Origin of the sequence: Vannielia sp., assembly GCF_029212645.1 — a bacterium.
Lineage (GTDB): Bacteria > Pseudomonadota > Alphaproteobacteria > Rhodobacterales > Rhodobacteraceae > Vannielia.
Genome location: NZ_JARGND010000003.1, coordinates 1 through 26,339, shown reverse-complemented (window position 1 = coordinate 26,339; position 26,339 = coordinate 1). Strand labels below are relative to the sequence as shown.

Here is a 26,339-nt window from a genome sequence, read left to right as displayed (position 1 = left end):
CCCGCCGCCGCCGTTCCTATAGATTTCCCGCAATCAAGAGCAACAAACCCGGGTGACCACCGCGTGCCGAAATACGACCGCTACATCCTGTCACAGCTCACCGTGCTCTTTGGCTTCTTCGCACTGGTGCTGGTGTCGGTCTATTGGGTGAACCGCGCGGTGATCCTGTTTGACCAGGTGATCGCCGATGGCCAGTCTTTCGGGGTCTTCGTGGAGTTCACCGCGCTCTCGCTGCCCAATGTGATCCGCCTTGTGCTGCCCATGGCGGCCTTCGTGGCCACGGTTTACGCCACCAACCGGCTCGCTTCAGAATCAGAGCTGGTGGTCATTCAGGCCACCGGCTTTTCGGCCTGGCGAATGGCCCGCCCGGTGCTGATCTTTGGCCTTTTCGTCACGCTGCTGATGGCGGTGCTGGTGCATGTGCTGGTGCCGGTCTCGCGCACCCAGCTTTCCGAGCGCCAGGCCGAGATCGCCAATAATATCACCTCCCGCTTTCTCACCGAAGGGCAGTTTTTGCACCCCGCCGACGGGATCACCTTCTACATCCGTGAAATCTCGCCCCAGGGCGAGCTGCGAGATGTGTTTCTGGCCGATACCCGCAACCCGGAAAGCTCGGTCACCTATACCGCCCGCAGCGCCCTGCTGGTGCGCCACGAGACCGGGCCAAAGCTGGTGATGCTCGATGGCATCGCCCAAACGCTCGATACCGATACCGAGCGGCTCTTTATCACGTCATTTGCCGATTTTGCCTATGATATCGGGGCCTTGATCACGGCGACTGAGTTCACCCGCTCCGATCCCCGGCAATATTCCACGCCTGCACTGTTTCGCGCCGCCCCCGAGGTGCTTGAGATCACCCGCTCCAGCAAGGCCGCGTTCACCTATGAGGCGCACCTGCGCATCGCCCAGCCCTTCACCGCGCTCATCGCGACCCTGCTTGGCTTTGCCACCCTGCTGCTCGGCGGGTTCTCGCGCTTTGGGGTCTGGCGGCAAATCCTGCTGGCGATTGGCCTTCTGGTGCTGGTTCAGGTGCTCGAAACCGCCACCGCCGGGGCCGCCCGCGAGGATGTCGCGCTTTGGCCGCTGGTCTACCTGCCCATCGTGGTCGGCCTCGCGATCTCTGGTGCGCTGCTCTTTTTTGCCGACCGTCCGTTCCTGTTTAAACGCAGGCGGGAGGCCGCCACATGACGCTGCACCTCTACTTTGCGCGCAAGTTCGCCATCGCCCTGCTAGGGGTGTTCATGGTGTTTGCGATCCTGCTCACGCTGCTTGACCTTGTGGAGCAGCTGCGCCGCTTTTCTGATGCCGGGCTTGGGATGGGCGCGGCGCTGGAGCTTTCGCTGCTCTCTGTGCCCCAAACGCTCTATCGCATCCTGCCGCTGGTGGTGTTGCTGGCCACGCTTGTGCTGTTTCTCGGCCTCGCGCGCAGCTCAGAGCTGGTCGTCACCCGCGCCTCCGGGCGCTCCGCGATCCGCGCCTTGAATGCCCCTGTCGCGGTGGCCATTCTGGTGGGCAGCCTCGGCGTGGCCGCCTTCAACCCGATCGTGGCGGCAACCCAAGTGCAATATGAGCAACGCGCGGCCGATTTGAAATCCAATGACGGTTCGGTGCTGTCAATCTCGGAAGAAGGGCTTTGGCTGCGCCAGGGCGGCACCGAGGGGCAAACCGTGATCCGCGCCGCCCGCGCCAACCTTGATGGCACGGTGTTTGAAGGCGTGACCTTCCTCAGCTTTTCCCCCGAAGGCGGGCCGGTGCAGCGCATCGAAGCCGCCCGCGCCGAGCTTCAGCCGGGCCATTGGGCGGTGAGCAACGCCAAGATCTGGCCGCTCGACGGGGTGGCAAACCCCGAAGCCGCCGCCACCCGGAAAGCCATGCTGGAGGTGCCCTCCACCCTCACCCGCGACCAGATTCGCGACAGTTTCGGCACCCCCTCCGCCATTCCGATCTGGGAGTTGCCCGCCTTCATCGACAACCTCGAAAACGCCGGATTTTCCGCCCGCCTGCACCGTGTCTGGCTGCAAATGGAGCTGGCCATGCCGCTGTTTCTGGTGGCCATGGTGCTGATCGGCGCAGGTTTCACCATGCGCCACACCCGCTTCGGGCGCACCGGGGTGATGGTGCTTCTGGCGCTGATGTTCGGCCTTGGCCTCTACTTCATCCGCAACTTTGCACAGATATTGGGGGAGAACGGCCAAATCCCCGTTGCCGTTGCCGCGTGGACCCCACCCGTGGCCGGGGTGCTCGCTTCGCTCGCGCTGCTCTTGCACCTGGAGGACGGCTGATGCGCGCTCCCCACCGCCTCGCTGCGCTCGGGCGCGCCACCCGCTGGCTCGCTGCGCTCGTCGCCACCCGTTTGCTCGCTACGCTCACCGCCACCCGTTTGCTCGCTACGCTCACCGCCACCCGTTTGCTCGCTACGCTCGTCGCCACCCGTTTGCTCGCTGCGCTCACCGCCACTCGTTTGCTCGCTGCGCTCACCGCCACTCGTTTGCTCGCTGCGCTCGCGGGGCCCCCTCGTCGCCTCGCTGCGCTCACCCTCCTCGTTCTCTGCGCCCCCGCCGCCAGCGCACAAGATACCCCCGCCGTGCTGCTGGCCGACCGGGTCGAGATTGATGGTAACGACCGGCTGATCGCCTCCGGCAATGTCGAGGTGGTGCAGGGGGATGCGCGGCTCACTGCGGCGGGCATCATCTATGATCGCACCTCCGATCAGCTCATCCTTACCGGCCCCATCGTGCTGCAACAGGGCGAAGACACGCTGCTGCTGGCCGATCAGGCCGAACTTTCCACCGATCTGCGCAACGGCATCCTGCGCTCCGCCCGCATGGTGCTGGGCCAGCAGCTTCAGCTTGCGGCGGCCGAAATCCACCGCGTCAATGGCCGCTACACCCAGCTCTGGAAAACCGTCGCTTCCACCTGCCAGGTCTGCAAGGACCGCCCGGTGCCGCTTTGGCGTATCCGGGCCAAGCGGATCATCCATGATGAGGAGGCGCGCCAGCTCTACTTTGACAAGGCCCGCTTCGAGGTTGCCGGGGTGCCTATCCTCTACCTGCCGCGCCTGCGCCTGCCGGACCCGACGCTAAAGCGCGCCACCGGCTTTCTGGCCCCCTCCTACCGCTCGACCGATGCCCTTGGGGTGGGGATCAAGATCCCCTATTTCATCCGGATGGGCGATCACGCCGACCTCACGCTAACCCCCTATGTGTCCACCTCCTCCACCCGCACGCTGGAGGGGCGCTTTCGCCGCGCCTTCCGCACCGGCTCCCTCACCTTTGAAGGCGCGATCAGCACCGACAGCATCCGCCCCGACGAGCAGCGCAGCTACCTCTTTGGCGAGGGCACCTTCGAGCTGCCACGCGGCTTCACCCTCGCCTTTGATATCGAAACCGTCTCCGACCGGGGCTACCTGCTCGATTACGACTACTCCGACAAGGACCGCCTCGATAGCGAGATCTCCCTCACCCGCACCCGCCGGGATGAGAACATTTCTGCCGTGCTCACCGGCTACCGCTCCCTGCGTGACGGGGAAAGCAACGAAACCCAGCCCACCATCGTGGCCGATATCTCATGGGAAAAGCGCTTCACCCCGCCTGCGTGGCTTGGCGGTTCTGCCGGGTGGATGCTGGAGGCCCACAGCCATTACCGCCGCTCTAATCTTGCCTTTGACAGCGGCGACGATGACAGCATCGTTGACGGACGCGATGTATCCCGCGCCTCGGCCCGGCTGGATTGGCGGCGCGACTGGCTGTTTGACAACGGCATGATGCTGGGCGCCATCGGCGCGCTGAATTTTGACTATACCCATGTCAGCCAGGATGCCGCCTATCCCGAGTCTGAGTTCCTCGTCACCCCGCAGGCCGCCGTAGAGCTGCGCTGGCCCTTCATCCGCCGCAGCCCGCGCGCCACCCATATCCTCGAACCTGTGGTGCAGCTCGCCTGGACCCCCGAGAGCGACATTGACCTGCCCAATGATGAAAGCACCCTGCTGGAGCTGGATGAGGGCAACCTCTTTGCGCTGGACCGCTTCCCCGGTGGCGATGTCTATGAACGCGGGCTGCGGGCCAATCTTGGCCTCGGCTGGACGCGCTATGACGCGCGCGGCTGGACCATGGGCGTCACCCTCGGGCGCATCCTGCGGGCCGAGGATCTAGGCCAGTTCACCGGCTACCCGGCGCTGGAGGGCACCGGCTCCAATTGGCTGGCGGCTGTGCAGGTCCAGTTTCCAAACCGGCTGACCCTCACCAACCGCGCCTTGTTTGACGATGATTTTTCCTTTGATCGCAATGAGCTGCGCGCCTCCTGGTCAAGCAACAGGCTCGCGCTTTCGGGCAGCTACATCTGGCTTGAGGCCAATGCCCTTGAAGAGCGCCCGGATGATGTGAACGAGATCACCATGGATAGCGCCTACCAGATTGATGATAACTGGCTGGTCTCGCTCGATTACCGCTACGATATCGAGGCCGACCGCGCCGCCAGCGCCGAGCTAGGCATCGAGTGGCGCAACGAATGTGTGGAGGTCGATCTTTCCGTCTCGCGCCGCTTCACCAGCTCAACGCAGGTTGAGGCCACCACCGATATCGGCCTGCAAGTCTCGCTCACCGGCTTTGGTGCCGGGCGCAGCTCTGGACAGGCGCTTGCACGCGGATGTGCCAACTAAACCGCCTGCCTCATCGCCCGCGCCCCCTGAGCGGCAAACCCGCCGTAGCCCGACACACCGCGCGCGCCATCCCGGCTGAGCCGCCCGTCACCGATCCCACGCTCAACCGCCCGTCGCCTTGGTCAAGCGGCCCGCGCCTTAACGGTTTCAACACCCCTCGCGCGGGTCGAAAGGACGATCGCCGCAACAACCGCAATAGCGCCGGCGATATTGGGAAGCCATGCCAGCGGCCAATATGCGCCAATGCCCCCCACAACAAAGAGCGGCACGCTCAGCCAGCCAACCGGGCCCTCGGCATACCACTGGATCATGGCATAGGTCGCATAAATCCCGAAGAGCGAGAAAAACCCGATCTGGAGAACCTGCGAAATATCCCCCGAAATCAACGGCGTGTAGGCAAAGAGAAGCGGCACAACGTAAAGGCCCTTGGCGATCTTCCAACTCTCGAACCCGGTCGCCATGGGGCGGGACCCGGCGATGCCAGCAGCGGCAAACGCCGCCAGACACACCGGCGGGGTCACGTTGGAATCCTGGCTCAGCCAGAAAATGATCAGATGCGCGGTCAACAGGAAGGTCATTTGCAAGGTCGGATCAACCAACACAGGCCGAATGGTCACCGCAATCTCGAAAGGCACCGCCGCCATCAACTCCCAGGCTTCAGCCCTTGTCATCCCGTCCGCGACCTGGGCGGCCAGCGGATGCTCGACAAGGAAGAACAAGCCCGCCTTGGCCGGGTCTGCAATGCCATTGACCAGTTGCTCAACGATCAGGCCATCGGCCATGATGCCCGCCAGCGCCGGAGCGGTGAGAATCGCCAGAATGATGTAGGCCGCCGTCACCGGCAGACCCATGCCCAAAACCAGCGAGGCCAGCGCGATCAGCACAATCGCAAGCGCCATCGACCCCTGCGACCACTGTGCAATCATCAGCGAAAACCCGTTGCCAACGCCACTTGTGACAATGGCGTTGTTCATGATCCCGATCGCGGTCAACAGGATCGCGGTCATCATCGCCGAACGGATACCGCTGGCAAGGGCCTCGGAAATCTTCGCCACGCCCATGTCAATTGATTTGAATGACCCGTTGGTGATGAGCCGCGCCAAAAGGCTTGTGGCCCAGGAGGTCAGGATCACCGCGGCAATCGCCCAGCACGCGGCGTAGGCCGGGGTCACCCCCGAAAGCAGCAACCAGATCATCACCGCCAAAGGGATCACAAAAACCAGTCCGCCAGACATCAGCTTGCCCTTGTCAACGGTCAGATCCATCTCGCCGCCCGCGTCGTATTTGACAGCTTCAATGCGCACGATGAACGCCACCGACAGAAAGTAAAGGATCGCCGGAACAACAGAAACCGCAACAATCGTGCCGTAAGGAATAGAGGTATAGCTGGCCATCACAAAGGCACCTGCGCCCATGATCGGCGGCATCAACTGCCCCCCGGTCGACGCGGCCGCCTCAACCCCGGCGGCAAATTGCGGGCGAAACCCGTTTGCCTTCATCAACGGGATGGTGATGACCCCGGTGGAGGCCGTATTGGCAATGGCAGAGCCAGAGATTGTGCCGGTCAACGCAGAGGAAATCACCGCCACAAAGGCGGCCCCGCCCTTGATCCTTCCAGCCACAACCTTGGACAATTCGATCACAAAGTTGCTGGCCCCTGAAACCACCAGAAACCCGCCGAAGATCATGAACAAGGTGATGTTGGTCACGGATATTTCGGCAAGGATGCCAAACATACCTTCGTCGTTGTAAAGCGTCCGAAACAAAACATCGTCCAGCGGCAGGCTGGCGGCCCGAAAGACGCCGGGCATCATCGACCCCAGAAACAGGATATAGCTCAGCGCCAAAACGATCAAAATCGGAATGACCCACCCCGCAACCCGGCGCGAAAGATCAATACAGGCAAAGATCAGCAACACCCCGGCAGCCCAGTCAACAACCGTAAATTGCCACCCCTGCCCGGTCACCGCGAGCGAGCGTTCATAAAGCCCGGATTCGGCGTAGGCGACCCAAAGAGCCGCCGCCGCAACCGCAAGGCCATAGAGCGTGTCCACAACCCAGGCCCATGTTTCATCCGAGCGATGGCCCCAGGGGCTTCGTGTGACAGAAACGATAAAGGCAAACCCCGCGAAGTGAATGGCGTTTTGCCACAGCCCCGGTTCCGCTAGGTAAACATTTGTCAGGATATGCCAGATCGCAAAGAGAAGCGCGAAGATCAGAACAATCTGGCGTGGTCCCCACCTTCCCTTTGGCAGGTCCAGCAGGGTGCCACGTGATGACAGCGCGAAATCTGTTTTCTGGGTCATCTCAAAGTCCCCTCCCGGACGTCAAGTCAACCAGGGCCGCCGGAATCCTGGCGGCCTCTGGCCATTATTTTTGAGCGTGTTTGCTTATTTCGCGATCAGGTTTTCTGGAATTTCCAGACCCATTTCGGTGTAATAGCGTGCCGCTCCGGGATGCAGAGGCGCGGGCAAACCAGCCATCGCCTTGTCCAGCGCCATGGCCTTGGTGGCCGGGTGGATGGATTGAAGGAAGGGCAGGTTCTCAAACATCGTTTTGGTCAACATATACACATGCTCTTCATCCACCGATGCATTCACCGCCAAAAAGTTCGGCTGCGCAATCGTGTGCACATCCTTCTCCTGGCCGGGATAGGTGCCTGCCGCAATCGTGTAAGGCACCCAAAGGTTACGGCCCCCGTCCATTGCAGCATTCTCTTCATCGGTCACATCAAGGATGGTGAACTTGCCTTCGTTAGACGCAAAGAGCTTGGTGATCGCGCCTGTGGGCGGCCCAGAGGGGATGCCTGCGGCAACCACCTGACCGTTCGCCAGCGCATCGGCTGTCGGGCCGTAGCCTGCCGAAACAAGCGTGAAGTCCTCCAAGGCAAGGCCCAGACCAGACAATAGAACCTCGTTCGATCCCATCGTGCCCGAGTTCTCCTTGCCCATGCCCACAGACATGCCCTTCATCGCCTTGAGGTCAGAGACCGTGCCGGTTTCCGCCTTGTCGACCGGGACAACAAACTGCTCCACGTTTTGCCACAGCATCGTCACCGACCGCAGATTGGCCTGTGGCTCACTGACCGGCCCGGTGCCGGTAACAGCGTAAGAGCCATAAAGCCCCTGCAAGATCGCAAAGTCAGCGGTGCCGGCAGACAAGGCCTGAACGTTCGCGGCAGACCCGGCCGAGTTCACGGCCGTCAACGAGAACTTCTCTGTCGGAAGCAGTTTGATCTTCGACAAGGTCGAGATTGCGGTGCCAACCGGATGGTACGTCCCGCCTGTGGACGCCGTGTTCAACACATAATCGGACTCTTGCGCATAAGCGCTGCCAGAAGCCGCGATACCTACGCCCAGCACGAGCGCTTTCAACATTTTCATCGGTTTTCCTCCCTGGAAAGTCGGTTCGTTACGAAAAACAGTGCCCCATTCATGCAAAAATCTCGCGTCGCATGGTATGAAATAATCCGCGCATCGTAAAAAAGTGCCCTGCGGATTTCCGCAGGCCGCCCTCAACTGCTCAACAGCGCTTCCTTATCGAGGCCCAGTTTCACGATCTTTTCATTCAATGTCCGCCGCCCGATACCCAACAAGGCGGCCACGTCATCCATACGCCCGCCCTCGTCCTTGATGGCGCGCCCGATCACTTCGCGCTCAAACGCGGCCACCGCCTCGCGCAGCGTCTCGGGAACGGTTTCCCGAGAGGACTGAAGCGCAATCGCCCGCCGCACCGACCCGCCTCCACGCCGTTCGGCCAAGACCCGCCGCTCCGCCACATTTTGCAACTCCCGCACATTGCCCGGCCAGTGGTAAGACATCAGCGTCGCCATATCGTCAGGGGTAAGCTCAGGCGTGGGCAACTCATAAAGCTGGCTGAGCCGGGCCATGTAATGGCGGAACAACAACAGCACATCTTCGCCACGATCAGCCAGGCTCGGCAGCGGAATAGCCAGGGTATTCAGTCGAAACAGCAAGTCCTCACGAAACTCCAGCCCTTCCGAATTTGACAGGATGTTTTCCGTCGCCGCGCTGATCACCCGCAGCTCGACCGACCGCATCTGCGTTTCGCCAACCCTATGATATTGCTTGGTTTCAATGGCCCGCAGCAGTTTTGACTGCGAGTCATACGGCATCGACCCAAGCTCATCCAGAAACAGGGTGCCGCCATTGGCCCCGCTCAATAGCCCGTCCGGGTTGGTGACGGTCCCAAAAACGGTTTCCTCAAAGCGTTCCGGCGGAATAGACGCACAATTTACCGCAACAAACGGCGCGGTAGAGGCCGTGCCCAGATCATGCAGCGCGCGGGCCACCAGCTCTTTGCCGGTTCCGGTTTCGCCAAGGATCAGCACACTTGCCGTGCTGGCCGCGAAATCAAAGATCATGTCCCGAACCGCCACGATCTGCGGGCTGTTGCCGATCAATATCCGTTCCAGATCTGTCAATTCAGCCAGCCGATCCTTCAGCATCGCGGCACTATCAGTCAGTTGTTTCAACTGGATTGCGTTTTTCAGGATGCCCAGCAAGCGACGCGGCTCAAACGGTTTTTCGACAAAGCTGTAAGCCCCGGCCTGCAACGCATCCACAGCCATCGGAATATCACCATGCGCCGTGATCATGATCACCGGAACCCGGCAAATATCACGCACCCTGGCCTGAAACTCCATCCCATCCATGCCCGGCATCTGCACATCGCTCAAAATGGCGTCGGGGTGTTCGGTCGGGATCGCTTTCAGCCCCTGTGGGCCATCCTGCGCAAGCAAAACCTCATAGCCCACACTTTCCAACAGATGCGCCAGCGAAACCCGCAACTCCCGGTCATCATCCACAACGAGAACGCGTGCCTTTTTCATTCTGCATCTCCATTCAGCAATACCGGAAGCCGGACGATAAATTCCGCCCCCTTGGCGGTTGAACCAAGGGTCAATTCACCGCCGTGATCCTTGATAATTTCAGTCGTAATTGCCAGACCAAGCCCCATCCCGATACCGGAGGGCTTGGTGCTGAAAAACGGCTCCTGAATATCCGCAAGGCTCACCCCGCCAAGGCCGGGGCCGTTGTCGGAAATTCTGAGCTCAGTATGCCCGTCGCCAGATGTCACCTCAACGCTAACCTCCGGGTCAGGCTCGTTTTCAACCGCGTGCAGGGCGTTGGTCAAAAGGTTGGTAAGCGCTTGTTCCAACAGCACCTTGTTTGCCTTCACCTCAACCGGAGGCACCGGCGGGCTCACCCGCAAAACAACGCCCGCCGCCTTGAAATCAGCCCTGAGCAAATTCAGGACTTCCCCAAGAACATCAGCAAGATCCACCCGCAGTTTGTCACTTGTCCGCCCTCGGGCAAAATACCTGAACTGTTTGGTGATGGATTCCATCCGGTCCACCAGATTTGTCAGGCTTCTGGCCGTGCTTGGAGAGGTGATCTCTCCATTGATTTCGGCGGCTGTCAGGTGATTGCGAAACGCGCTGATCGGTTGCCCCAACTCATGCGTTACCGAGGCCGCAAGTTGCCCCAGCGCCGAAAGTTTGGCGCTGCGCGCAAGGTCAGCCTGGGCCTTTTCGAGCTTGAGGTTGGTGTTTGTAAGCGCAACGCGCTGGCGCTCCGATGCGGCATAGGCCAGCGCAATCCGGCGAGAGCGCAGAAAGGTCGCAAACCCCACCAGCAGAGCTATAATGCTCCCAAATAGCACCGTGATTACAATGGTTTGCTTTGCCACAACAGATTCGGGCTGTAAGTGGTAAACCGACCAACCCCGCCAATCCGCCTGCCCTATCGCCACAATATACCCGATCCCCTCAACCACGATCCTCGTGTCGGTCTTGGCGGTCCACTGCAACGGCGGGGGGAGTTCGTTCTCGAATTGTCGGCTTTCAAGGATCCTCTGTCTGACCTGCGGCTCAAGCTCACGGATCGGGCGATACAACCAGTCCGGGTTTGACGCCAAAACAATGATGTTGTCCTCGTTTATGGCAACAACCGTATCCGCGCCGCTTTCCCAGGAGCGCTGCAACTCGCTGACATCCAGCTTGATGGCAATCACACCCTTTTGCGCCCCTGACGCATAGCTCACAGGTTCGGCAACAAAATATCCGGGCCGTCCAGAGGTCGCCCCGATCGCAAAGTAATCACTGCGCTGGCCCGCAAGGGCTTCGGTAAAATAGGGCCTGAACCCATAGTTCTGCCCAAGGAAACTGTTCGGCAAACCGGCGTTGGATGCCGCCAGTACAACGCCGGTGTCATCCATCAAGTAGATCGCTTCCAGCTTGGCCTCCTCAGCAAGTTGGCGCAGGCGGGCATTTAAGTCTGGGTCAATGTCCTCCGGGTCCAGCGTGTCTGAATAACGCGGATCGCGCGCCAGAACGAACGGCAGGTGTTGGTGCTGGCGAAAGGCTTCATTCAGGGACCGCAGATAAAATTCCATCCGGTTTGAGGCCGCCAGTGTCTCAAGGCGCTCAAAATAGCGGTATGCGCCGAACGAAACTGCCAATGTTGCCAGCACAACCGTCGCGATCAGCAGGCTCAAAATGCTCTTGCGCATACGCCTTTTCTGGCCCCCGACATCGCTCTCTTGCATCACGCCCTCCCTGTTTGACCACTGTGGAACGAGGCGGCGCGATATGTAAATGGTTCGAAAACCCGCCCGCAAATGGCGTCTGCGGATTTCCGCAAGGCAGCCCCTCGCCCCCTGCGCGGCCCCATCCCCCGCACTCCCCTAACCGCCAAAAGAAAACCCCCGCGCCGTTTCCAGCGCGGGGGTTCCATTTCCCGGAAGGGAAAGGAGTTACATCCCGATCGCGTCTTTGACCTTGTCCAAAGCGCCCGAGAGCAGCTCAGGATTGTCCTTTGCCGCATCGAGACCCCGGATCAGCGTGGTCTTCTGGAGCGCACCAAGGTCGCTCTCCTCGATCATCGTGCTGACCTTGTCGAAGTCAAAGCCCTCTGCGGTCAGGAGCGACATGTCAAAACCCGCTGGCACGTCAGCCTCGCCCGCCGCATCGGTGGCAGCTTCGGTGGACTCCACTGCCGCAGCGGCTTCTTCAGCGGCAGCTTCGGTTGCTTCGCCAGCAGCTTCGGTTGCGTCACCAGCAGCTTCTTCAGCGGTATCCGTCGCGCCATCAGCCACGGCCTCTGCCGCGCGCTCGGTCTCGGTCACGGCCTGCTCGGCCGCGGTCTCACCGGCGTCTACCGCGTCACCTGTCACGTCTGTTGCCGCATCAATGGCGTCCTCGGCAGCGTCAACTGCCTCGCTCGCCGCCTCGGTGGCGTCGTCCACGGCCTCGGAGGCCATGTCCATCGCGCCCTCTGCCGCATCGGCAGCGGCATCAGCCGCGCCTTCGGCAGCGTCAGCGGCCATATCGGTGGCCGCGTCAACAGCTTCTTCGGCTTCGTCCATCGCTTCGGCTGCGGTCTCTTGGGCGGCCTCAACGGCTTCCCCGGCCTCTTCCACGGCGGTTTCTGCCGTTTCGGCTACGGCATCCGCCGCATCCGCCGCGCCCTCAGACACTGTTGCGCCAGCGCTTTCGGCCGCGTCGCTCACAGTTTCGGTCGCGTTGTCGACGGCTCCGGTTGCGCCCTCGATGGCCTCATCGGCCCCGCCAGTCGCATAGATGTATGCGCCAATGGCCAATGCCACCACCACGATACCCCCGATCATCGTCTTGTTCATAATCCTGACTTCCCTCTTGTCACCAGCGGAACCCTCACAGCGGGGCTCTCACATGCCCCCATTTGCCACTCAGCCACCCGAAAGAAAAGCACCTTCGTGGCAATGCAGCGTCACCGGCCAACTCCCGCCACCCTAATCGCGCTTGAACAGTGTTCATTTGACAGGTAATTTACCCTCGTAACCGAAGGCAAAAAAGGACAGATCCCATAGCCCGCAGACCCCACAACGCCCCGCCGGTGCGTGACACAGGCCCCCGCGTGAACGATCGCATCAAGGCCACCGAAATCCGGCTCATCGGACATGAAGGACAAAACGTCGGCGTTGTTACGCCGGAGCGCGCGATGGAACTCGCCGAACAGGTCGGGCTCGACCTTGTCGAGATCTCGCCCAATGCCACCCCGCCGGTGTGCAAGATCATGGACTTCGGCAAGTTCAAATACGAGACCCAGAAGAAAGAGGCCGAAGCCCGCAAGAAGCAGAAGATCATCGAGGTGAAGGAGGTAAAATTCCGCCCCAACACCGATGTGCACGACTACGACGTCAAAATGCGCAATGTCTTCAAGTTTCTCGGCAACGGCGACAAGGTGAAGATCACCCTGCGCTTCCGGGGCCGTGAAATGGCCCACCAGGACGTGGGCCGCGAGTTGCTCCAACGCGTTGCCGAAGACATCAAGGATGTCGGCAAGGTCGAGAGCATGCCTAAAATGGAAGGCCGCCAGATGGTCATGATGATCAACCCGCTGCAAACCTGAAGCGCCCGCGCGCCGAAACCATCCCATGCAAAGGGCGGCCCCGTGCCGCCCTTTTTCATGCGCCCTTCACGGCTTTCTCACGCCCGCCTAACCCCCCTTTCCATTACCCTGCCCCCATTCACCGGCTTGGCCGGCCCATTTCGCTGGTCCATTTCCTTCTTGGCCATTTCTTTCTCGGCCATTTTCCTTTCTACTATGCATTTCAAGGAGCCCGTTGCATGGCCGTCACCTCCAACGAAGTCCGCCGCCGCATCGCCGCCGCGAGTTGGATCGACAGCGACAACGAGGCGGTGCGCATCGTAAACGCCGCCACCAGCGCCGAGATCGCCGCGCTCGATGCGAACGCAGTGCTGATCCTCTTTCGCACCCTCTACGGCGGCAACATCTCGGCGGATGATCGCCACGCCATCACCCTGCTGAAAAGCCGCTGCGGCTTTCCCGATATTACCTCGCTGCCGGGGGAGGCGGTGGATGCGGTGCTCGCCGGCACCCCCGCCAGCAATGCCATTGCCCACCGGTTTCTCACCGCCAGCATGGTCATGCGGATCTACGCCGCCGAAGCCGGTCGCCTCAGCTGGTTGGAACGGCACGGCATCGACGGCGCCACCATCGGGCGCGGCCAACTTGGCAAGCCCGCCTATACTGACGTGAAGGCCGCTTATCCTACCGCCCTTCAGGCCTGGTCCGAGCGGATCGGTGTTTCCACCCACCTGCCCAATGCCGCTGTGACCACCGGCGTCAAATGGGCGGGGGGCTTCACCAATTGCAGCCCGCGTGACGACTACAGCTATACCATCACCGAACCCGCCGCCGAGGATTTCGTCGTCGCCGCCTACTTGGCCATTCTCATCAAACGGTCCACCAAACCGGCCCGCCCCGACAAGGACGTGCTGCGCATCGCCGTGGCGCTCTATCACGGTATGCGCGCCATGGTCGTCGCGGCGCAAACCGCCTCGGGGCAAACCACCCATTGGGCCCCGATAGAGGCAAAGCTCCGCTCCGCTGGCCACACCGACGAGGCCGATTATGTTCTAGAGGTGATCCCATGAGCCGCCGCCTGCGCCTCACCGCCTTCGCCCTGCTTGCCTTCACGGCATTGGCGTTCTGGTGGTTTGGGCGAGAACACTTCAAAACCGTCGTCTACCTGCGCTGCCCCGATGCCGCCGCAGGCGTGATCGAGGCCACTTGGGAGGGCGGCGAGGCCACTGCGCCGCTTGCGCAGGCTTGCGGCCCTCAAGGCCTGCTCCTGCCCGGCTATCCCACGCTGGAGCCGATCGCGGTCAACCTGCACCTCGTCACCCCGTCGGGAGACGCCCGCCTGCGGCTCGCCCCTTTCACCCATCTCGGGGCCAGCGGTTCTGAGCGCGCAGCCCTTGTGCAGGTCGTGCTCAAACCGGCACCTGCACTGGCGCACGACAGTATTTAGGTTCCGCCTCGGCACAAATGCGCGAACGCTGCCTTAACCCCCTCGCCGGGTGCGATAATCGCGTATGTATGGGTTGTGCATCGCTTGTGCATCCCTTATGGCCCCTCGCTTTTGGGCCGCGCCTCAGCCGCGTTAACCCTTGCGGGACACCTCTCGCGGCTGCGGGCGGATCGGAATTTCCTTCAGGAGCCCGCCAACCCCCATTTCCGCGAAATCCCGGTCGCTTGGCGGCATCCCGCAGGCCACCCGTTCCAGCACCCAATCGGCCCCGTTCAGCGCCGGAGACCGAGCACATCCCGGCAAGCCAATCACATGACGTTTGTCGCCCAACTGCCCGAGGAACAACAGATTTCCCGGATCAACAGGCATCCCAAACCGATGCACCTTTCCGCCCGCCCGCCGCACCGCTGCGGGGGCGGTATCACGGCTGTCACTGGTGGCAGAGCCGGTCAGGATCATCACGATCTCCCCCGTAATCACAGAAAGCGCCTCTGCAATCCTATCCGTCCCATGCGGCACCACCCGTACATCGTCCAGCGCAATCCCGAGCGCCTCGCATCGTTGAAGAATGGCCTTCAAGCCTTTGTCATTAAGTGTTTTTTTCTGCCCCGGCACCTCCGTGAGGATCAGCCCCGCGCGGCGTGTGATCACAGGCGCAACCCGCAGCGCCCCCGGCGCAATTTCCACCGCTTCCGCCAGCGCATCTCCCGGCACCGCATAGGGGATCATCTTCACCGTTCCCGCAAGTAATCCCTTGGAAACCCGCGTCATCGGAGCCAATGTAGCCAGTGTAACTCCGGCGTCTATGCCATTGATCTGGTTCACCTTCTCCCGATCCACCACCAGCACGCCCGGCCCTTCGGCGATCAGGTTCACCCGCCCGGTATGCGCCGTGGTCAGCCGCAATCCAGTGGCGTTTTGCCCCGCCACAATCGCCTCCGCCAAGCCTTGCGCCGCCACGTCCTCACCAACGTCCCCCTCGTCGGGAAAGGCCACCACAACCGTGCTGAACCCTGCCGCGCCAAGATCAGCAATATCCTCTGATGTCAGGTACTTACCCTTCGCCAGCCTGCGCCCCTCCAGCCGCAGGGAATGCGCCAAAATCCCGCCCTCAGCCTCGCTCAGAGGGGTCGCGCCAAACCTCACGACCCCTGCCTCAGCACCTGCGTCACCTCAGCCATCACCGCAACAGCAATTTCCGCCGGCGTCTTCGCGCCAATATCCAGCCCCACCGGCGCATGGATTCGCGCGATATCCGCCTCGCTGAACTCCTGCGCCACCAGCCGCTCCACCCGTTTGGCATGGGTGCGGGTCGAGCCGAGGCAGCCAAGGTAAAAAGCCTTTGATTTCAAGGTGGTCGCAATCGCCGGATCGTCAATCTTGGGGTCATGAGTCAGCGTCACCACGGCCGTGCGCGCATCAATTCCCCAAGCCTCCAGCGCCTCATCGGGCCAGTCATGCGAGATCACCTCACCAGGGAAGCGCCCTTCCGAGGCAAAGGCCTCACGCGGGTCGATCAACACCACATCAAACCCCACGTTCCGCGCCATCAAAACCAGCGTCTGGGCAATATGAACCGCCCCCACAATCGCCATCCGCAGCGGCGGGTTATGCACCCCCACAAAGGTGATCTCATCACTTTCAAAGCCAGATCTATCCGCCCGGAAACGCTCGATAAATTCCTCTTCTGCCGCAAGCCGGGCCGACCAGTCGGAAGTATCCACCACATAGGCCACCGCCCGCCGCTCTGCCCGCGCTTCGCACAGCTCTTCCAGCAGCGCCACCGGCATCCCGGCCCCAACCGGCTGCACCATGATCCGGATCGTTCCGCCGCAGGCCAGCCCCACCGCAAAGGCCTCCTCATCGGCCACGCCGTAGGTGAGGATCACGCTCTCGCCGCTCTCCAGCGCCGCCAGCGCTTCGGCCACCACCGCACCCTCCACACAGCCGCCCGAGACCGAGCCTTCAATCTCGCCCGCGCCGCTGATCGCCAGCAAGCTGCCCACGCCGCGCGGCGCTGATCCCCATGTTTGCACCACCGTCGCCAATGCCGCGCCTTTTCCGGCGCGATGCCACGCAAGCGCTTGTTCTGCAATGTTTTCCATGGGGGGAGCTCCTCTCTCGCACGGGGCAGTCTACCACGGCGGGCGGCAATGTCTCCCCTTCCTTGGTCGCAGGAAAAAGCCGCGCGAGTGGCCCCGCGCGGCATTCCCAAGTCGTGCAACGAAGCGCTTACTCCGCGGGCGTTTCCACCCCGGCCCCATCGCCTGAAAGCCGCTCAGGCAGCACAATGGCCACAAGGACGAACACCGCCCCAAGCGCAACCCCCAGCACGTCGCCAGACACCGCGAACAGCCCGTCGTAAGACGCGCCCGGCACGGCGCCCAATGTCACCTTGCCGCCTGCGATATCGTCAAGCAGGCCGCTGGCTTTCCAGCTGGGATAGGTCGCCATGTAAGCGGCCGCGCCAAGCAGCCCCCCGGCGATGAAAAACAGCGCGTCCTTGCGCCCCGACGCCGCCGCACACACGCCCGTGCCAGGGCAATAGCCCGAAGCCGCCCAGCCCGCGCCGAGCAACAATCCGCCAATGAAAACGCCGACATAGGCGGCCTTCACCGACATGTGGCCAACCTCCACGAGGCCCAGCATCTGGCCACCGAACATCAAGACCGAGCCAACACCAATTGCCAGAATGATCGTTTTCGCGAGGTGCAAATGTTTGAGGCTCAGCATCTTGCCGATCCAGTTTGGGTTGGCGGCGCCAACCCGGTCGAGCACCGCGCCAAAAGCGGCCCCTATGACGATTGCGAGGATGATTTGCATACCTTAGCCCTCCCGCTTGTACATGATCATGGCCACCGGCACTGCAGCCGCAAAAGCCCCGGCGGTAAAAATGTAGCCCGAAACAGCGGTTTGCATCATTCCGCTCATCATATGTCCCGAGGTGCATCCCCCCGCCAACCGCGCGCCGTAAAGCACCACGAAGCCGCCAACAAAGGCCACCGCGTAGCGCTTTGCCGCGCTATCGCCGAAATTTGCGCGCCAAAGCGCCGGCGCCACCCGCTCGGATTTCGAAAGCCCACCGCGCGCCATCACAGAGGCAAAAGCCCCCGCGGCCATCGCGAGGACGAAAATGAAAGAGTAATTTAGCGGATTTGCGGCAGACTTGGCGTACTTGCCGTCGGATTTCGCCATATAGGCGTTGGTTGAGGTGTAGCCCTCCTCGGTTTGAGTGATGAACTCGGGCGCGGCGATATCTGCCAAGATCCCGTCGAGGATCACGAATTGTGTGCTAACGCCAATCGGCTTTACCAATAGCACGGCGAGGAAGAAGACGAGGCCAAGAGCAACGCCGCCGATCTTCCAGTTTAGGGGTTTGTCTGCGGTCATTCCGCCCTCCCATTCACATTCAAAGGATGTGATATATTAACATTCAAAAGTCAGAATGTGAATTGATCTCGATCAAACAGCAAAAAGGCAGGCGAGGAGTCACCCCGCCTGCCCTTCCTTTTTCCTGTGTTTCCTCCGATGGCTTTAGCGCAGTAGCCCGGTGATCCGGCGCACCGCAGCCCGGCGGTTCACCCGCTCCGCTTCAAGGGTGCGCTGCTTCAGATCACTCTCACCGTAACCCTGCACCACAAGGTTTTCAGGCGGAACATCGAAGTATTCGGTCAGCGCCAACGCCACCGATTCCGCCCGCCTGTCAGACAGGGCGAGGTTGTAGGCGGCGTTGCCCACCGCATCGGTGTGCCCCTCAACAAGGAAGATTTCTCCAGGGTTTTCCTCCACATAGGCGGCAATCAAGTTGCCCAGATCGGCCAGTTCACGGGCCTCTTGCGGATCAATCACCGCGCTGCCGGTGCGAAAGTTGATCGCGCTAAGGTCAATCGAAGGCGCAAGCTTGCGCACCCGTTCGATATTGCGCACCTGATACAGCGCAAAGCGGCGATCCGTGCCCGCCTCGGCCTCCAGCGCTGCGCGCAGATCCCCCTCGCGCACCTCGGGTTGCTCCACCGGGTCCGGCAGGGCCGAAACATCAACGGCTTCAATCTCCACCGTGTCGTCAATCAGCACGGTGCGGGTGCCATCCGGCGCAATCCGGGTGCGGCGCAACACGCGCAATTCAGGATCACGGATGGTGACAATCTGCACGCCGTTTTCGCGCGTCACCGTGGTGCGGGTGGAGCCATCGTCAAAGCTTTCGCGCTTTACCGTGGAGCCGGGGCGCTCGATCAGCTCGTTATCGTCGCGGATCACCCGGTATTGGCCGTCTTCCAGCACCACCACCCGGTCATCCGATTTGCTCACAACGGTGGCTTTATCGTCGCCCTTCAGCGCCTGGCCAACGACCACCGCACCAAGGCCGACGAGCAGCGCCTTTTCAAGGTCGCTCATGCCGTCGTTGCCGCCACTGGAGCCGCCGTTTGCCACCGCTTGAGGCTGGTTTTGAAACCCGGAGGAAAATTCCTCACCGCTGGAGCGGGCGTTATCCTCGGTCACGGTTTCTTCAAGCACAGCAGAGGCTTGCGCATCTGCCGCTGCCGCCGCCGAGGCTTTGGGCGCTTCGGATTCCGCAAGATTGGCCTGCACGGCCGGGTCCGCCTCTTGGGCGGATTGCTGTTCGATCTGCTCAGCGACGGCGGAAATATCCTGTTGGGCGGCCGCAGGCTTACCAGTGGTGGTTACGGCATTCTCTGAGGCCTGACCGGGCAGTTCATTCACCCCTTTGGGACGCACCGCGGGCTTAGGTTTAAGGGCCGCTTTCGGCTTCACCGTCTTGTTCCCATCGGCCTGCATTTCAGGTTTGTCTTCTACGAGATTGGGCTTGGGAGCCTCGTTTTGAGCGAGGTTGGGTTTGGGTGCCGCATCGGCTTTAGGCGCAGCATCGGCCTTGGGCACAGCCTTGCCTTTGGCCTTGGGTACAACGGCCTGTGCCGCCTCAGCCGGAGCCGCTTCAACAGGCGCGGGCACTATCTTTGGGCCCCCCGCCACCGTCACCTCAGCGACGGAAAGCTCCTCCTGCAAATAGGCAATGTCACCGCCCCAATCCTGCACCATCTTGGGCGTCAGGCACACGGTGGTTTCGCCGTTTAGCTTGCCCTTCGCCATCGCGACCGGCCCGGCGGTCGGCTTCTCGTCCAGCGCCTGGCGGAATTTCTGCGGCAGCTTCAGGCCCAGATCCTTGGCCAGCGTGCTGTTCACCGGGCGGCGTTCGGGCGCACACAGCTCTGCGGCGGGGCCGCTCAGGGCTTGCTGAGCCGTGACAATAGCAGGGCTGATCAGGGAAAATGCGGCCACAAGGGCCGTGGTGTTACGAATGCTCTTCAGCATGAAAATGCTCCTCTTTTCGCGTGACGCGTTGGATCGTCAACGAACAGAGCGGCGCGCAAGTTCCCTAGCGCTCGTGCAGCATCTTCATCAGCCGGGCCTTCTCACCGCCGCCATCCTCGCGCGAAAGCGCATCGGCCAGCGCTTCCAGCGAGGCAATGTTGTGGCCTGCGCGAAAGCTGGTGACATGGGGCAGCATCGCGGCAATTCCGGCGGCCTTGGGGGCAAACCCATCCCAACGGAGCAGCGGGTTTACCCAGATCAGGCGGCGCGCCGAGAGCGAAAGCCGCTCCATCTCGCGTGCCAGCCGCTCCGGCGCGTCCCGGTCAAGCCCATCGGTGATTACCAGCACCACCGCCCCGCGTGACAGCACCCTGCGGGACCAATCGCGGTTGAACTCATGCAAACAGGCGCCAATCCGGGTGCCGCCCTCCCAATCCTGTGCCTCGGCCCCGGCGGCGGCCAGGGCGGCATCCACATCACGGGTGCGCAGATGGCGGGTGATATTGGTGAGCCGGGTGCCAAAGGTGAAGGCATGCACCCGCGCCCAGCCCGCCCCCTTGGCATTGGCGACCGAATGCAGGAAATGCAGCACGATCCGGCTGTAATGGCTCATCGAGCCGGAGATATCGCACAGGGTGACAAGATCAGGCCAGCGCTCGGTGCGGCTCTTGGCGGCAAACTCCGTCACCTCGCCGCCCTTGCGCATGGCGGCGCGCATGGTGGCGCGCCAATCGGCGATCTGGCCGCGCGGGGTGGCGCGGGTGCGCCGGCTTTGCAACGGGCGCACCGGAAGCGCCATCCGCGCGATGATCCGCTTGGCCTCGGCCACCTCATCATTGGACATCTGCTCAAAGTCGAGGCTTTTCAGGCGCTCCTCGCGGCTCATGGTGGCCGACGCATCAATCTCGATCTGGGTGTCACCGCCCTGCTCTTCGGGCATGTCGGGCAGATCACGGTCCACCCCATCCAGCAGCGCTTCGGCGGCGCGCTTTTCAGCCGCCTGCGCCGCCTTTTCCTCCTGCACGCCGCGCACCGAGGGCAGCATCAGGCTCATCATATGCTCCATATAGCGTGGATCACGCCAGTAGAGCCGGAAGATTTGCGCAAAAACAATGCGTTGCTCGGGTTTGGAAATGAAGCAGGCCGCAAGCGTGTGGTAAAAATCGGTTTTTGAGGTGAAGCCCGCTGCTTCCACCGCCCGGATCGCATCAATCACCCGGCCGGGGCCAATTGGCAGGCCCGCCTTGCGCAGCGCCCGCGCGAACCACGTGATGTTGTGGGTCAGGCGCGGGGTCTCCGGCAACTCCAGATCGGGGAGTTTAACCATGGCACACGGTGCGCATCACCACGTCATGGCCTCAACCCGGTTCATCCACACATAGTAATCCACCCGGTGCAGGTGGGTATTGGCCGAAAGCGCCACCATGCTGGGCTGTTGCAGATAGCGCGCCTTCACCTCGGCCGGATCATTGCCATAGCCCGCAACATGGATGCCCAGAAATTCGCGGTAGGTGGGCACCGGCACAAGGTTGATCGCGCGAGGCTCGGCCACACCGATCACCAGCAACACACCGGTAACCCCGCCAACCCGGCACATATTGTCGTCAATCCTGGAAGGGTCGTTGAACACCTCCATCACCTGAGATTTCCACCGGGCGCGGTATTCCTCGCGTGCGGCGTGCTTTACCGAGGCGTCCATCGCGCTTTGGGCGAAGCCCGCCAACGCATCAACCAGGCCGCCAACCGCACCGCCTACTGCTTTGTTTTCTGCCATAACTCGTTACCTTTCCAATGTCTTTTCCCGCAAACGTGCTGCGGGCAAAAGGGTGGCACAGCCCCTATGCAGGCGCAAGCTCGGCCCTGACCTCATCCAGGAGCCGCGCCGCCTCGGCCCCCTGCAACCTGGCGATATCGTCCTGATACTTCAGGATCGCGCCCAGCGTGTCGGCAATGGTTTCGGGGCTGATCTCCAGCACATCCAGCGCCAGAAGGCACTTGGCCCAGTCAATCGTTTCGGCCACGCCGGGCTTTTTGAACAGGTCTTCGGTGCGCAACTTTTGTACAAAGGCCACCACTTCGCGGCTCAGCGCCTCGGCGGCTTCCGGGGCGCGGGCTTGCAGGATTTCAAGCTCACGATCAAAGGTCGGGTAGTCCACCCAATGATAAAGGCAGCGCCGCTTCAGCGCGTCATGCACCTCGCGGGTGCGGTTGGAGGTGAGGATCACGATCGGCGGCTCAGGCGCCTTGATGGTGCCAAGCTCGGGGATCGTCACCTGAAAGTCGCTGAGCGCCTCCAGCAGGAAGGCCTCAAACGGCTCATCGGTGCGATCCAACTCATCGATCAGCAGCACAGGCGCGCCGCCGGGCTGGGGCTGCATGGCTTGCAGCAAGGGGCGCGCGATCAGGTAGTCTTCGGTAAAAAGCTCGTCTTTCAGCGCGTCACGATCCGCCCCGCCAGAGGCTTCGGCGGTGCGAATGGCGATCATCTGCTCGGCAAAGTTCCACTCATAAACCGCGCTTGCCGCGTCCAACCCCTCATAGCATTGCAACCGGATCAAACGGCGGCCCAGAGCGGCGGCAATCGCCTTGGCGATCTCGGTCTTGCCAACCCCCGCCTCACCTTCCAGAAACAGCGGTCGCCCCAGCTTGAGCGAAAGGAACACCACCGTCGCAAGTGCCCGTCCGCACACATAATTCTGCTCGCCCAGGGCGGCCTGTACATCGTCGATGGATTGCATACCCGTCCTCCTGCGCCCCATGCTGCATCTGGGGCGCATAGGGTCAAGGGCGACCAAAGCCGCACAGCCCTTTCCCTCGCCCAAAGCTGAGGATAGTGTCCGCCGCAAATTTGGAGGATTCTATGAGCACATTTACCTGGGATGACCCTTTCCGCCTTGAAGCACAGCTGGGCGAAGACGAGCGTATGCTGGCCCGCGCGGCGGCTGAGTTCGCACAGGCCGAGCTGGCCCCGCGGGTGATCGAAGCCTACCGCGAAGCCACCGTTGCGCCAGAGCTGTTTCCCCTGATGGGCGCGGCAGGCCTGCTGGGCGTGACCATCCCCGAGGAGTTCGGCGGGCTTGGGGCATCCTACACCGCCTATGGGCTGATCGCGCGCGAGATCGAGCGCGTCGACAGCGGCTATCGCTCCATGATGTCGGTGCAATCCTCGCTGGTGATCCACCCGATCAATGCTTACGGCTCCGAAGAGCAGCGCCGCAAATACCTTCCGGGCCTGTGCAGCGGTGAGCTGATCGGCTGCTTTGGCCTCACCGAGCCTGACGCCGGCTCAGACCCCGGCGGCATGAAAACCCGCGCCGAAAAAACCGCCACCGGCTACAAGCTGACCGGCTCCAAGATGTGGATCTCCAACGCGCCCATCGCCGATGTCTTCGTGGTCTGGGCCAAGTCAGAGGCGCATGGCGGCAAGATCCGCGGCTTCGTGCTTGAAAAGGGCATGGCGGGCCTTTCGGCCCCCAAGGTCGGCGGCAAGCTCTCGTTGCGCGCCTCTGTCACCGGCGAGATCGTGATGCAGGGCGTCGAGGTTGGCGAGGATGCGCTCCTGCCCAATGTCGAAGGGTTGAAAGGCCCGTTTGGCTGCCTCAACAAGGCCCGCTACGGCATCGCCTGGGGGGCCATGGGCGCGGCCGAGTTCTGCTGGCACGCGGCGCGGCAATACGGCCTTGATCGCCACCAGTTTGGCCGCCCCTTGGCGCAAACCCAACTTTTCCAGCTGAAGCTCGCCAATATGCAAACCGAGATCAGCCTTGGCCTGCAAGGCGCGCTGCGGGCCGGCCAGTTGATGGACGCCGATGATTGCCCGCCCGAGCTGATTTCGCTGATGAAGCGCAACAACTGCGGCAAGGCGCTGGATGTGGCCCGCGTGGCCCGCGACATGCACGGCGGCAACGGCATTTCCGAAGAGTTTCAGGTGATGCGCCACGCCGCCAACCTTGAAACGGTGAACACCTATGAGGGCACCCACGACATTCATGCATTGATCCTCGGGCGTGCACAAACCGGGCTTCAAGCCTTCTTTTGATGCTGATTTGGCAACAGCCGCCCACCCCCATGGATAAACCCGTCCATCAGCCCTAAATTACGAAAGGTAACACGCCGGAAGTGCGAGAGATGGCTGCCAGAACGGACCCGGATCATAAAAATCGCGCCGCTGCGTGGCGGCTGACGCTTGATACCCACGGTGCCGAGCACGGGGCGCATCTGCGCCTCGGCGAGGATCACGGCGCGCTGCTCACCGAAGATGGTGAAACGCTGCTCGTCACCTTTGAAAGTGCCGCCACCATCCGCGACCAGGCCCAGGGGGCACTGCCCTTTGGCCTTGAGGTCGCGGGGCGCGAGGGGTTTTCGCAGCTTTGCCTCTATAGCGAAACCGATGGCACCTTCCGCGCCCCCGAGGTTTACGCCTATTTTGATCGGCTGGTCGATGAGGGCTTCTTTGATGAGTTTGACGAGGTGGTGTTTTTCGGCGTTGGCCTTTCCGGCTACGCCGCTGCCACCTATTCCGTCGCCGCGCCCGGTGCGCGTGTAATCGCCATTGCGCCCGTGGCCACCCTCGCCCCTGACCGCGCCGGGTGGGACAAGCGCTTTCCCGAGCTGCGCCGCCATGATTTCACCTCGCGCTACGGCTACGCCCCGTCAATGTGCGAAGCCGCCGAGCAGGTGTTTATCCTGTTTGATCCGCAGGTGAGAGAAGACGCCATGCATGCTTCGCTCTTTCATGACAGCAACATCACCCCCCTGCGCTGCCCCGGCTTTGGGGCGCATCTGGCGCATGAGCTGCATGAAATGGGCGTTCTGGCCAGCATGATCCGGCACGCCGCCCATGGCCGCCTCACCTCTGCCCGGTTTTTTGAGCTGCTGCGCAAACGGCGCGAGCATGGCCCCTACCTGCGCCGCCTCGTGGTGCGCCTTGACCGCGCGGCTGAGCCTTGGCGCATGGGCCTTGTCGCGCGCCACGCGCTCACGCATTTTGACTGGCCGCGCCTTCGCAAGGCCCTCGCCGATGCCGAAGCCGCCCTCAGCGCCGAAGGCCGCAGCCTGCCCGCCCCGCGCCGCGCACAAGCCGCCGCCGAATAACCGCCCTGATACCCCGCCCGACCGTCACATAAAGAAAGGGGCCGCCAGTTGCCCGGCAGCCCCTCTTCCAACACGCGCCCTGTTTGGGGCGGTGTCCTGACCCTTCCGGCTCAGATGTAAAACATATCGCCATAGACGTGGCGCGCAATGTCAGCACGGGTCAAGCCACGCTTGGCGAGTTCCTCGTCAGACATCTTTGCAAACTCTTGGGCCGCCTTGTAGCGGCGATTGTTCTCGGCCAATTTCACCAGCGTGCCGAACACGCGGCTGAAACCGGCGCCGATGCGCGCGCCAAAACCATGGTGGGCGAAATCGGCGTTTGTTGCGGGGGTGGCCATCTTGTAACTCCTTGAGTGTTGACTGCGTCATTGCGGTCACGCGCTTGGCCTTACAATAAAGGTGTCACCTGCCAGCCTACCACCGCCAATCCCGCATCCCCGCCATGCAATTGCTGCAATGCAGCGTAGACAAAAGGGAGAGCTGGCGGGCTTACTGCGGCCGATTTATTGCGGCGGCGCCTTGCTGAACTCAACGATGCGGTAAATATCGGGCGCCTGCCCCTTCTCGCCGCCGCCAAGATAGAGCGAGATGCCATAAGCAGGCAGGAAATCAACGAACTCCTGCGCATCCCCGTCGCTGCGGCGATAGGTCAGCCGCACCGGGATCGCCGCCACCTCACAACCACCATAAAGCACCCGTCGCTGGAGGCTGGTTTCGATCAGCACCTCTGTCGCCACGTCGGGCGTGCCATCGGCGCGCTGCTCATTTGCCTTCAACTCCCGCACCATGCCCTCGGCCACCGGAAACACCGCTTGCGGGTTGGTGTAGCTGGTGGTCACAACGCTGCCAGCCTCCACGGCTCCCCCAGCGGCAAGATTGGCGCTTTCCTGCACCAACAAGCCGCCCTGGGAGGTGACCACAAAGCCGGTGTTGTCATCAAACAGCGTGGTTTCGCGGATCACCCCCGGCACCCCCGCCGAGCGATAGGTCGTCACACTGCCCTCATCGTCCTGCGCAGCGATTCCCTCCACCAAATCCTGTGGGGTTGGACAGGCCGGTTGCGCCCCCAGTGGACCGGCAATTACTGCCAAAACTGAAACAATCGGGCCAAAGTGCGCCATGTAGTGAAACCCCAAAGACAAAACTATTAAAAAAACTTTAACGAAACCGTCTTTCGCTTCCAAGGGGCAAGCAAATCTTAGGAAAACCATGTTAGGATATCGAACATGACACCGCGTAACACCCGCTTCGGCCCCGCTTCATGGCCCGACACGGCAGACAACTCCGACAACCCGGAGTCATCTGCATGTCCCGGCCCCAACGTTTTGATCCTCGAAATGCCCGACACAAGCGTCTTGCCCCCAGCGTCGCGGTGATCTGGCCTTTGCGACCATCTTCATAGGTCACTTCCGTCTCG

The 26,339-nt window shown here is 62.0% G+C and carries 23 protein-coding genes; 8 read left to right on the top strand and 15 right to left on the bottom strand.

What is annotated here, in order from left to right; all coding sequences use genetic code 11:
* Positions 1-63: 63 nt before the first annotated feature.
* Genes lptF through lptD form a run of 3 tightly spaced genes read left to right on the top strand, consistent with a single transcriptional unit; the run spans position 64 to position 4,657 of the window.
* Positions 64-1,188, top strand: a complete 1,125-nt coding sequence (lptF, locus tag P1U55_RS01510) for an LPS export ABC transporter permease LptF (RefSeq protein WP_301045704.1) — start codon at positions 64-66, stop codon at positions 1,186-1,188.
* Positions 1,185-2,282 (top strand): LPS export ABC transporter permease LptG, encoded by a 1,098-nt coding sequence (gene lptG / locus P1U55_RS01505; RefSeq protein ID WP_301045703.1) that lies wholly within the window; start codon positions 1,185-1,187, stop codon positions 2,280-2,282. Before lptF ends, lptG begins: the two co-directional genes overlap by 4 nt.
* Complete coding sequence (gene lptD / locus P1U55_RS01500; RefSeq protein ID WP_301045702.1) at positions 2,282-4,657, top strand: LPS assembly protein LptD; 2,376 nt, start codon at positions 2,282-2,284, stop codon at positions 4,655-4,657. Before lptG ends, lptD begins: the two co-directional genes overlap by 1 nt.
* Before the next feature lie 122 nt (positions 4,658-4,779).
* On the opposite strand, the gene P1U55_RS01495 is transcribed toward lptD, so the two are convergent.
* From P1U55_RS01495 to P1U55_RS01475, 5 genes are all read right to left on the bottom strand, one after another.
* The gene (locus P1U55_RS01495; RefSeq protein WP_301045701.1) at positions 4,780-6,963 is read right to left on the bottom strand and encodes a TRAP transporter fused permease subunit; all 2,184 of its coding nucleotides are present in this window, start codon (positions 6,961-6,963) and stop codon (positions 4,780-4,782) included.
* Positions 6,964-7,047: 84 nt separating this feature from the next.
* Positions 7,048-8,040 carry a TAXI family TRAP transporter solute-binding subunit gene (locus tag P1U55_RS01490; protein ID WP_301045700.1) on the bottom strand — a complete coding sequence of 331 codons (993 nt, stop codon included), beginning with the start codon at positions 8,038-8,040 and terminating at the stop codon, positions 7,048-7,050.
* A 131-nt stretch (positions 8,041-8,171) separates the two neighbouring features.
* Positions 8,172-9,509, bottom strand: a complete 1,338-nt coding sequence (locus P1U55_RS01485; protein WP_301045699.1) for a sigma-54 dependent transcriptional regulator — start codon at positions 9,507-9,509, stop codon at positions 8,172-8,174.
* Positions 9,506-11,191 carry an ATP-binding protein gene (locus P1U55_RS01480; RefSeq protein WP_301045698.1) on the bottom strand — a complete coding sequence of 562 codons (1,686 nt, stop codon included), beginning with the start codon at positions 11,189-11,191 and terminating at the stop codon, positions 9,506-9,508. Before P1U55_RS01480 ends, P1U55_RS01485 begins: the two co-directional genes overlap by 4 nt.
* Before the next feature lie 243 nt (positions 11,192-11,434).
* Positions 11,435-12,319: a translation initiation factor 3 gene (locus P1U55_RS01475; RefSeq protein ID WP_301045697.1), complete on the bottom strand. Its 885-nt coding sequence runs from the start codon at positions 12,317-12,319 to the stop codon at positions 11,435-11,437.
* 257 nt (positions 12,320-12,576) lie between these two features.
* Here P1U55_RS01475 and infC point away from each other — a divergent pair, with 257 nt between their 5' ends.
* From infC to P1U55_RS01460, 3 genes are all read left to right on the top strand, one after another.
* Positions 12,577-13,071: a translation initiation factor IF-3 gene (gene infC, locus P1U55_RS01470; protein WP_301045696.1), complete on the top strand. Its 495-nt coding sequence runs from the start codon at positions 12,577-12,579 to the stop codon at positions 13,069-13,071.
* Between the two features lie 218 nt (positions 13,072-13,289).
* Complete coding sequence (locus P1U55_RS01465; protein ID WP_301045695.1) at positions 13,290-14,120, top strand: hypothetical protein; 831 nt, start codon at positions 13,290-13,292, stop codon at positions 14,118-14,120.
* Positions 14,117-14,497 (top strand): hypothetical protein, encoded by a 381-nt coding sequence (locus tag P1U55_RS01460; protein WP_301045694.1) that lies wholly within the window; start codon positions 14,117-14,119, stop codon positions 14,495-14,497. Before P1U55_RS01465 ends, P1U55_RS01460 begins: the two co-directional genes overlap by 4 nt.
* 132 nt (positions 14,498-14,629) lie before the next feature.
* Here the strand turns inward: P1U55_RS01460 and P1U55_RS01455 are convergent, their stop codons facing one another.
* From P1U55_RS01455 to P1U55_RS01420, 8 genes are all read right to left on the bottom strand, one after another.
* Complete coding sequence (locus tag P1U55_RS01455) at positions 14,630-15,643, bottom strand: molybdopterin-binding protein (protein ID WP_301045693.1); 1,014 nt, start codon at positions 15,641-15,643, stop codon at positions 14,630-14,632.
* Positions 15,640-16,602, bottom strand: a complete 963-nt coding sequence (locus tag P1U55_RS01450; RefSeq protein WP_301045692.1) for an XdhC family protein — start codon at positions 16,600-16,602, stop codon at positions 15,640-15,642. The genes P1U55_RS01455 and P1U55_RS01450 overlap by 4 nt, the downstream gene beginning before the upstream one ends.
* Positions 16,603-16,729: 127 nt before the next feature.
* The gene (locus P1U55_RS01445) at positions 16,730-17,320 is read right to left on the bottom strand and encodes a YeeE/YedE thiosulfate transporter family protein (protein ID WP_301045691.1); all 591 of its coding nucleotides are present in this window, start codon (positions 17,318-17,320) and stop codon (positions 16,730-16,732) included.
* A gap of 3 nt (positions 17,321-17,323) precedes the next feature.
* Positions 17,324-17,887: a YeeE/YedE thiosulfate transporter family protein gene (locus P1U55_RS01440; protein WP_301045690.1), complete on the bottom strand. Its 564-nt coding sequence runs from the start codon at positions 17,885-17,887 to the stop codon at positions 17,324-17,326.
* Positions 17,888-18,031: 144 nt separating this feature from the next.
* The gene (locus P1U55_RS01435; protein WP_301045689.1) at positions 18,032-19,828 is read right to left on the bottom strand and encodes an OmpA family protein; all 1,797 of its coding nucleotides are present in this window, start codon (positions 19,826-19,828) and stop codon (positions 18,032-18,034) included.
* A gap of 64 nt (positions 19,829-19,892) precedes the next feature.
* Positions 19,893-21,155 carry a VWA domain-containing protein gene (locus P1U55_RS01430; protein ID WP_301045688.1) on the bottom strand — a complete coding sequence of 421 codons (1,263 nt, stop codon included), beginning with the start codon at positions 21,153-21,155 and terminating at the stop codon, positions 19,893-19,895.
* Positions 21,156-21,170: 15 nt separating this feature from the next.
* Positions 21,171-21,602, bottom strand: coding sequence for a hypothetical protein (locus tag P1U55_RS01425; RefSeq protein ID WP_301045686.1), 432 nt, complete (start codon positions 21,600-21,602; stop codon positions 21,171-21,173).
* 64 nt (positions 21,603-21,666) lie between these two features.
* Entirely contained in the window at positions 21,667-22,566 is a 900-nt protein-coding gene (locus P1U55_RS01420) for a MoxR family ATPase (RefSeq protein ID WP_301045685.1), read from the bottom strand.
* A gap of 122 nt (positions 22,567-22,688) precedes the next feature.
* On the opposite strand from P1U55_RS01420, the gene P1U55_RS01415 reads away from it, so the two are divergent.
* Both P1U55_RS01415 and P1U55_RS01410 read left to right on the top strand, forming a co-directional pair.
* Positions 22,689-23,867, top strand: coding sequence for an acyl-CoA dehydrogenase (locus P1U55_RS01415; protein WP_301045684.1), 1,179 nt, complete (start codon positions 22,689-22,691; stop codon positions 23,865-23,867).
* Positions 23,868-23,956: 89 nt separating this feature from the next.
* Positions 23,957-24,922 carry a phosphoadenosine phosphosulfate reductase gene (locus P1U55_RS01410; RefSeq protein WP_301045683.1) on the top strand — a complete coding sequence of 322 codons (966 nt, stop codon included), beginning with the start codon at positions 23,957-23,959 and terminating at the stop codon, positions 24,920-24,922.
* Positions 24,923-25,032: 110 nt separating this feature from the next.
* Here P1U55_RS01410 and P1U55_RS01405 read toward each other — a convergent pair whose 3' ends face one another.
* The gene (locus P1U55_RS01405; RefSeq protein ID WP_301045682.1) at positions 25,033-25,260 is read right to left on the bottom strand and encodes a DUF1127 domain-containing protein; all 228 of its coding nucleotides are present in this window, start codon (positions 25,258-25,260) and stop codon (positions 25,033-25,035) included.
* Between the two features lie 165 nt (positions 25,261-25,425).
* Positions 25,426-25,953, bottom strand: a complete 528-nt coding sequence (locus tag P1U55_RS01400) for a hypothetical protein (protein ID WP_301045681.1) — start codon at positions 25,951-25,953, stop codon at positions 25,426-25,428.
* Positions 25,954-26,339 lie beyond the last annotated feature (386 nt).

Excerpts from the sequence above, each read along its gene's own strand:
- P1U55_RS01445 (WP_301045691.1), bottom strand. The coding sequence starts at position 17,320 with ATGCAAATCATCCTCGCAATCGTCATAGGGGCCGCTTTTGGCGCGGTG.
- P1U55_RS01480 (WP_301045698.1), bottom strand. The coding sequence starts at position 11,191 with ATGCGCAAGAGCATTTTGAGCCTGCTGATCGCGACGGTTGTGCTGGCA.
- P1U55_RS01450 (WP_301045692.1), bottom strand. The coding sequence starts at position 16,602 with ATGGAAAACATTGCAGAACAAGCGCTTGCGTGGCATCGCGCCGGAAAA.
- P1U55_RS01405 (WP_301045682.1), bottom strand. The coding sequence starts at position 25,260 with ATGGCCACCCCCGCAACAAACGCCGATTTCGCCCACCATGGTTTTGGC.
- P1U55_RS01485 (WP_301045699.1), bottom strand. The coding sequence starts at position 9,509 with ATGAAAAAGGCACGCGTTCTCGTTGTGGATGATGACCGGGAGTTGCGG.
- P1U55_RS01495 (WP_301045701.1), bottom strand. The coding sequence starts at position 6,963 with ATGACCCAGAAAACAGATTTCGCGCTGTCATCACGTGGCACCCTGCTG.
- P1U55_RS01415 (WP_301045684.1), top strand. The coding sequence starts at position 22,689 with ATGAGCACATTTACCTGGGATGACCCTTTCCGCCTTGAAGCACAGCTG.
- lptG (WP_301045703.1), top strand. The coding sequence starts at position 1,185 with ATGACGCTGCACCTCTACTTTGCGCGCAAGTTCGCCATCGCCCTGCTA.
- P1U55_RS01475 (WP_301045697.1), bottom strand. The coding sequence starts at position 12,319 with ATGAACAAGACGATGATCGGGGGTATCGTGGTGGTGGCATTGGCCATT.
- P1U55_RS01460 (WP_301045694.1), top strand. The coding sequence starts at position 14,117 with ATGAGCCGCCGCCTGCGCCTCACCGCCTTCGCCCTGCTTGCCTTCACG.
- P1U55_RS01440 (WP_301045690.1), bottom strand. The coding sequence starts at position 17,887 with ATGACCGCAGACAAACCCCTAAACTGGAAGATCGGCGGCGTTGCTCTT.
- P1U55_RS01430 (WP_301045688.1), bottom strand. The coding sequence starts at position 21,155 with ATGGTTAAACTCCCCGATCTGGAGTTGCCGGAGACCCCGCGCCTGACC.
- P1U55_RS01465 (WP_301045695.1), top strand. The coding sequence starts at position 13,290 with ATGGCCGTCACCTCCAACGAAGTCCGCCGCCGCATCGCCGCCGCGAGT.
- P1U55_RS01420 (WP_301045685.1), bottom strand. The coding sequence starts at position 22,566 with ATGCAATCCATCGACGATGTACAGGCCGCCCTGGGCGAGCAGAATTAT.
- P1U55_RS01435 (WP_301045689.1), bottom strand. The coding sequence starts at position 19,828 with ATGCTGAAGAGCATTCGTAACACCACGGCCCTTGTGGCCGCATTTTCC.
- lptD (WP_301045702.1), top strand. The coding sequence starts at position 2,282 with ATGCGCGCTCCCCACCGCCTCGCTGCGCTCGGGCGCGCCACCCGCTGG.
- P1U55_RS01410 (WP_301045683.1), top strand. The coding sequence starts at position 23,957 with ATGGCTGCCAGAACGGACCCGGATCATAAAAATCGCGCCGCTGCGTGG.
- P1U55_RS01425 (WP_301045686.1), bottom strand. The coding sequence starts at position 21,602 with ATGGCAGAAAACAAAGCAGTAGGCGGTGCGGTTGGCGGCCTGGTTGAT.
- P1U55_RS01490 (WP_301045700.1), bottom strand. The coding sequence starts at position 8,040 with ATGAAAATGTTGAAAGCGCTCGTGCTGGGCGTAGGTATCGCGGCTTCT.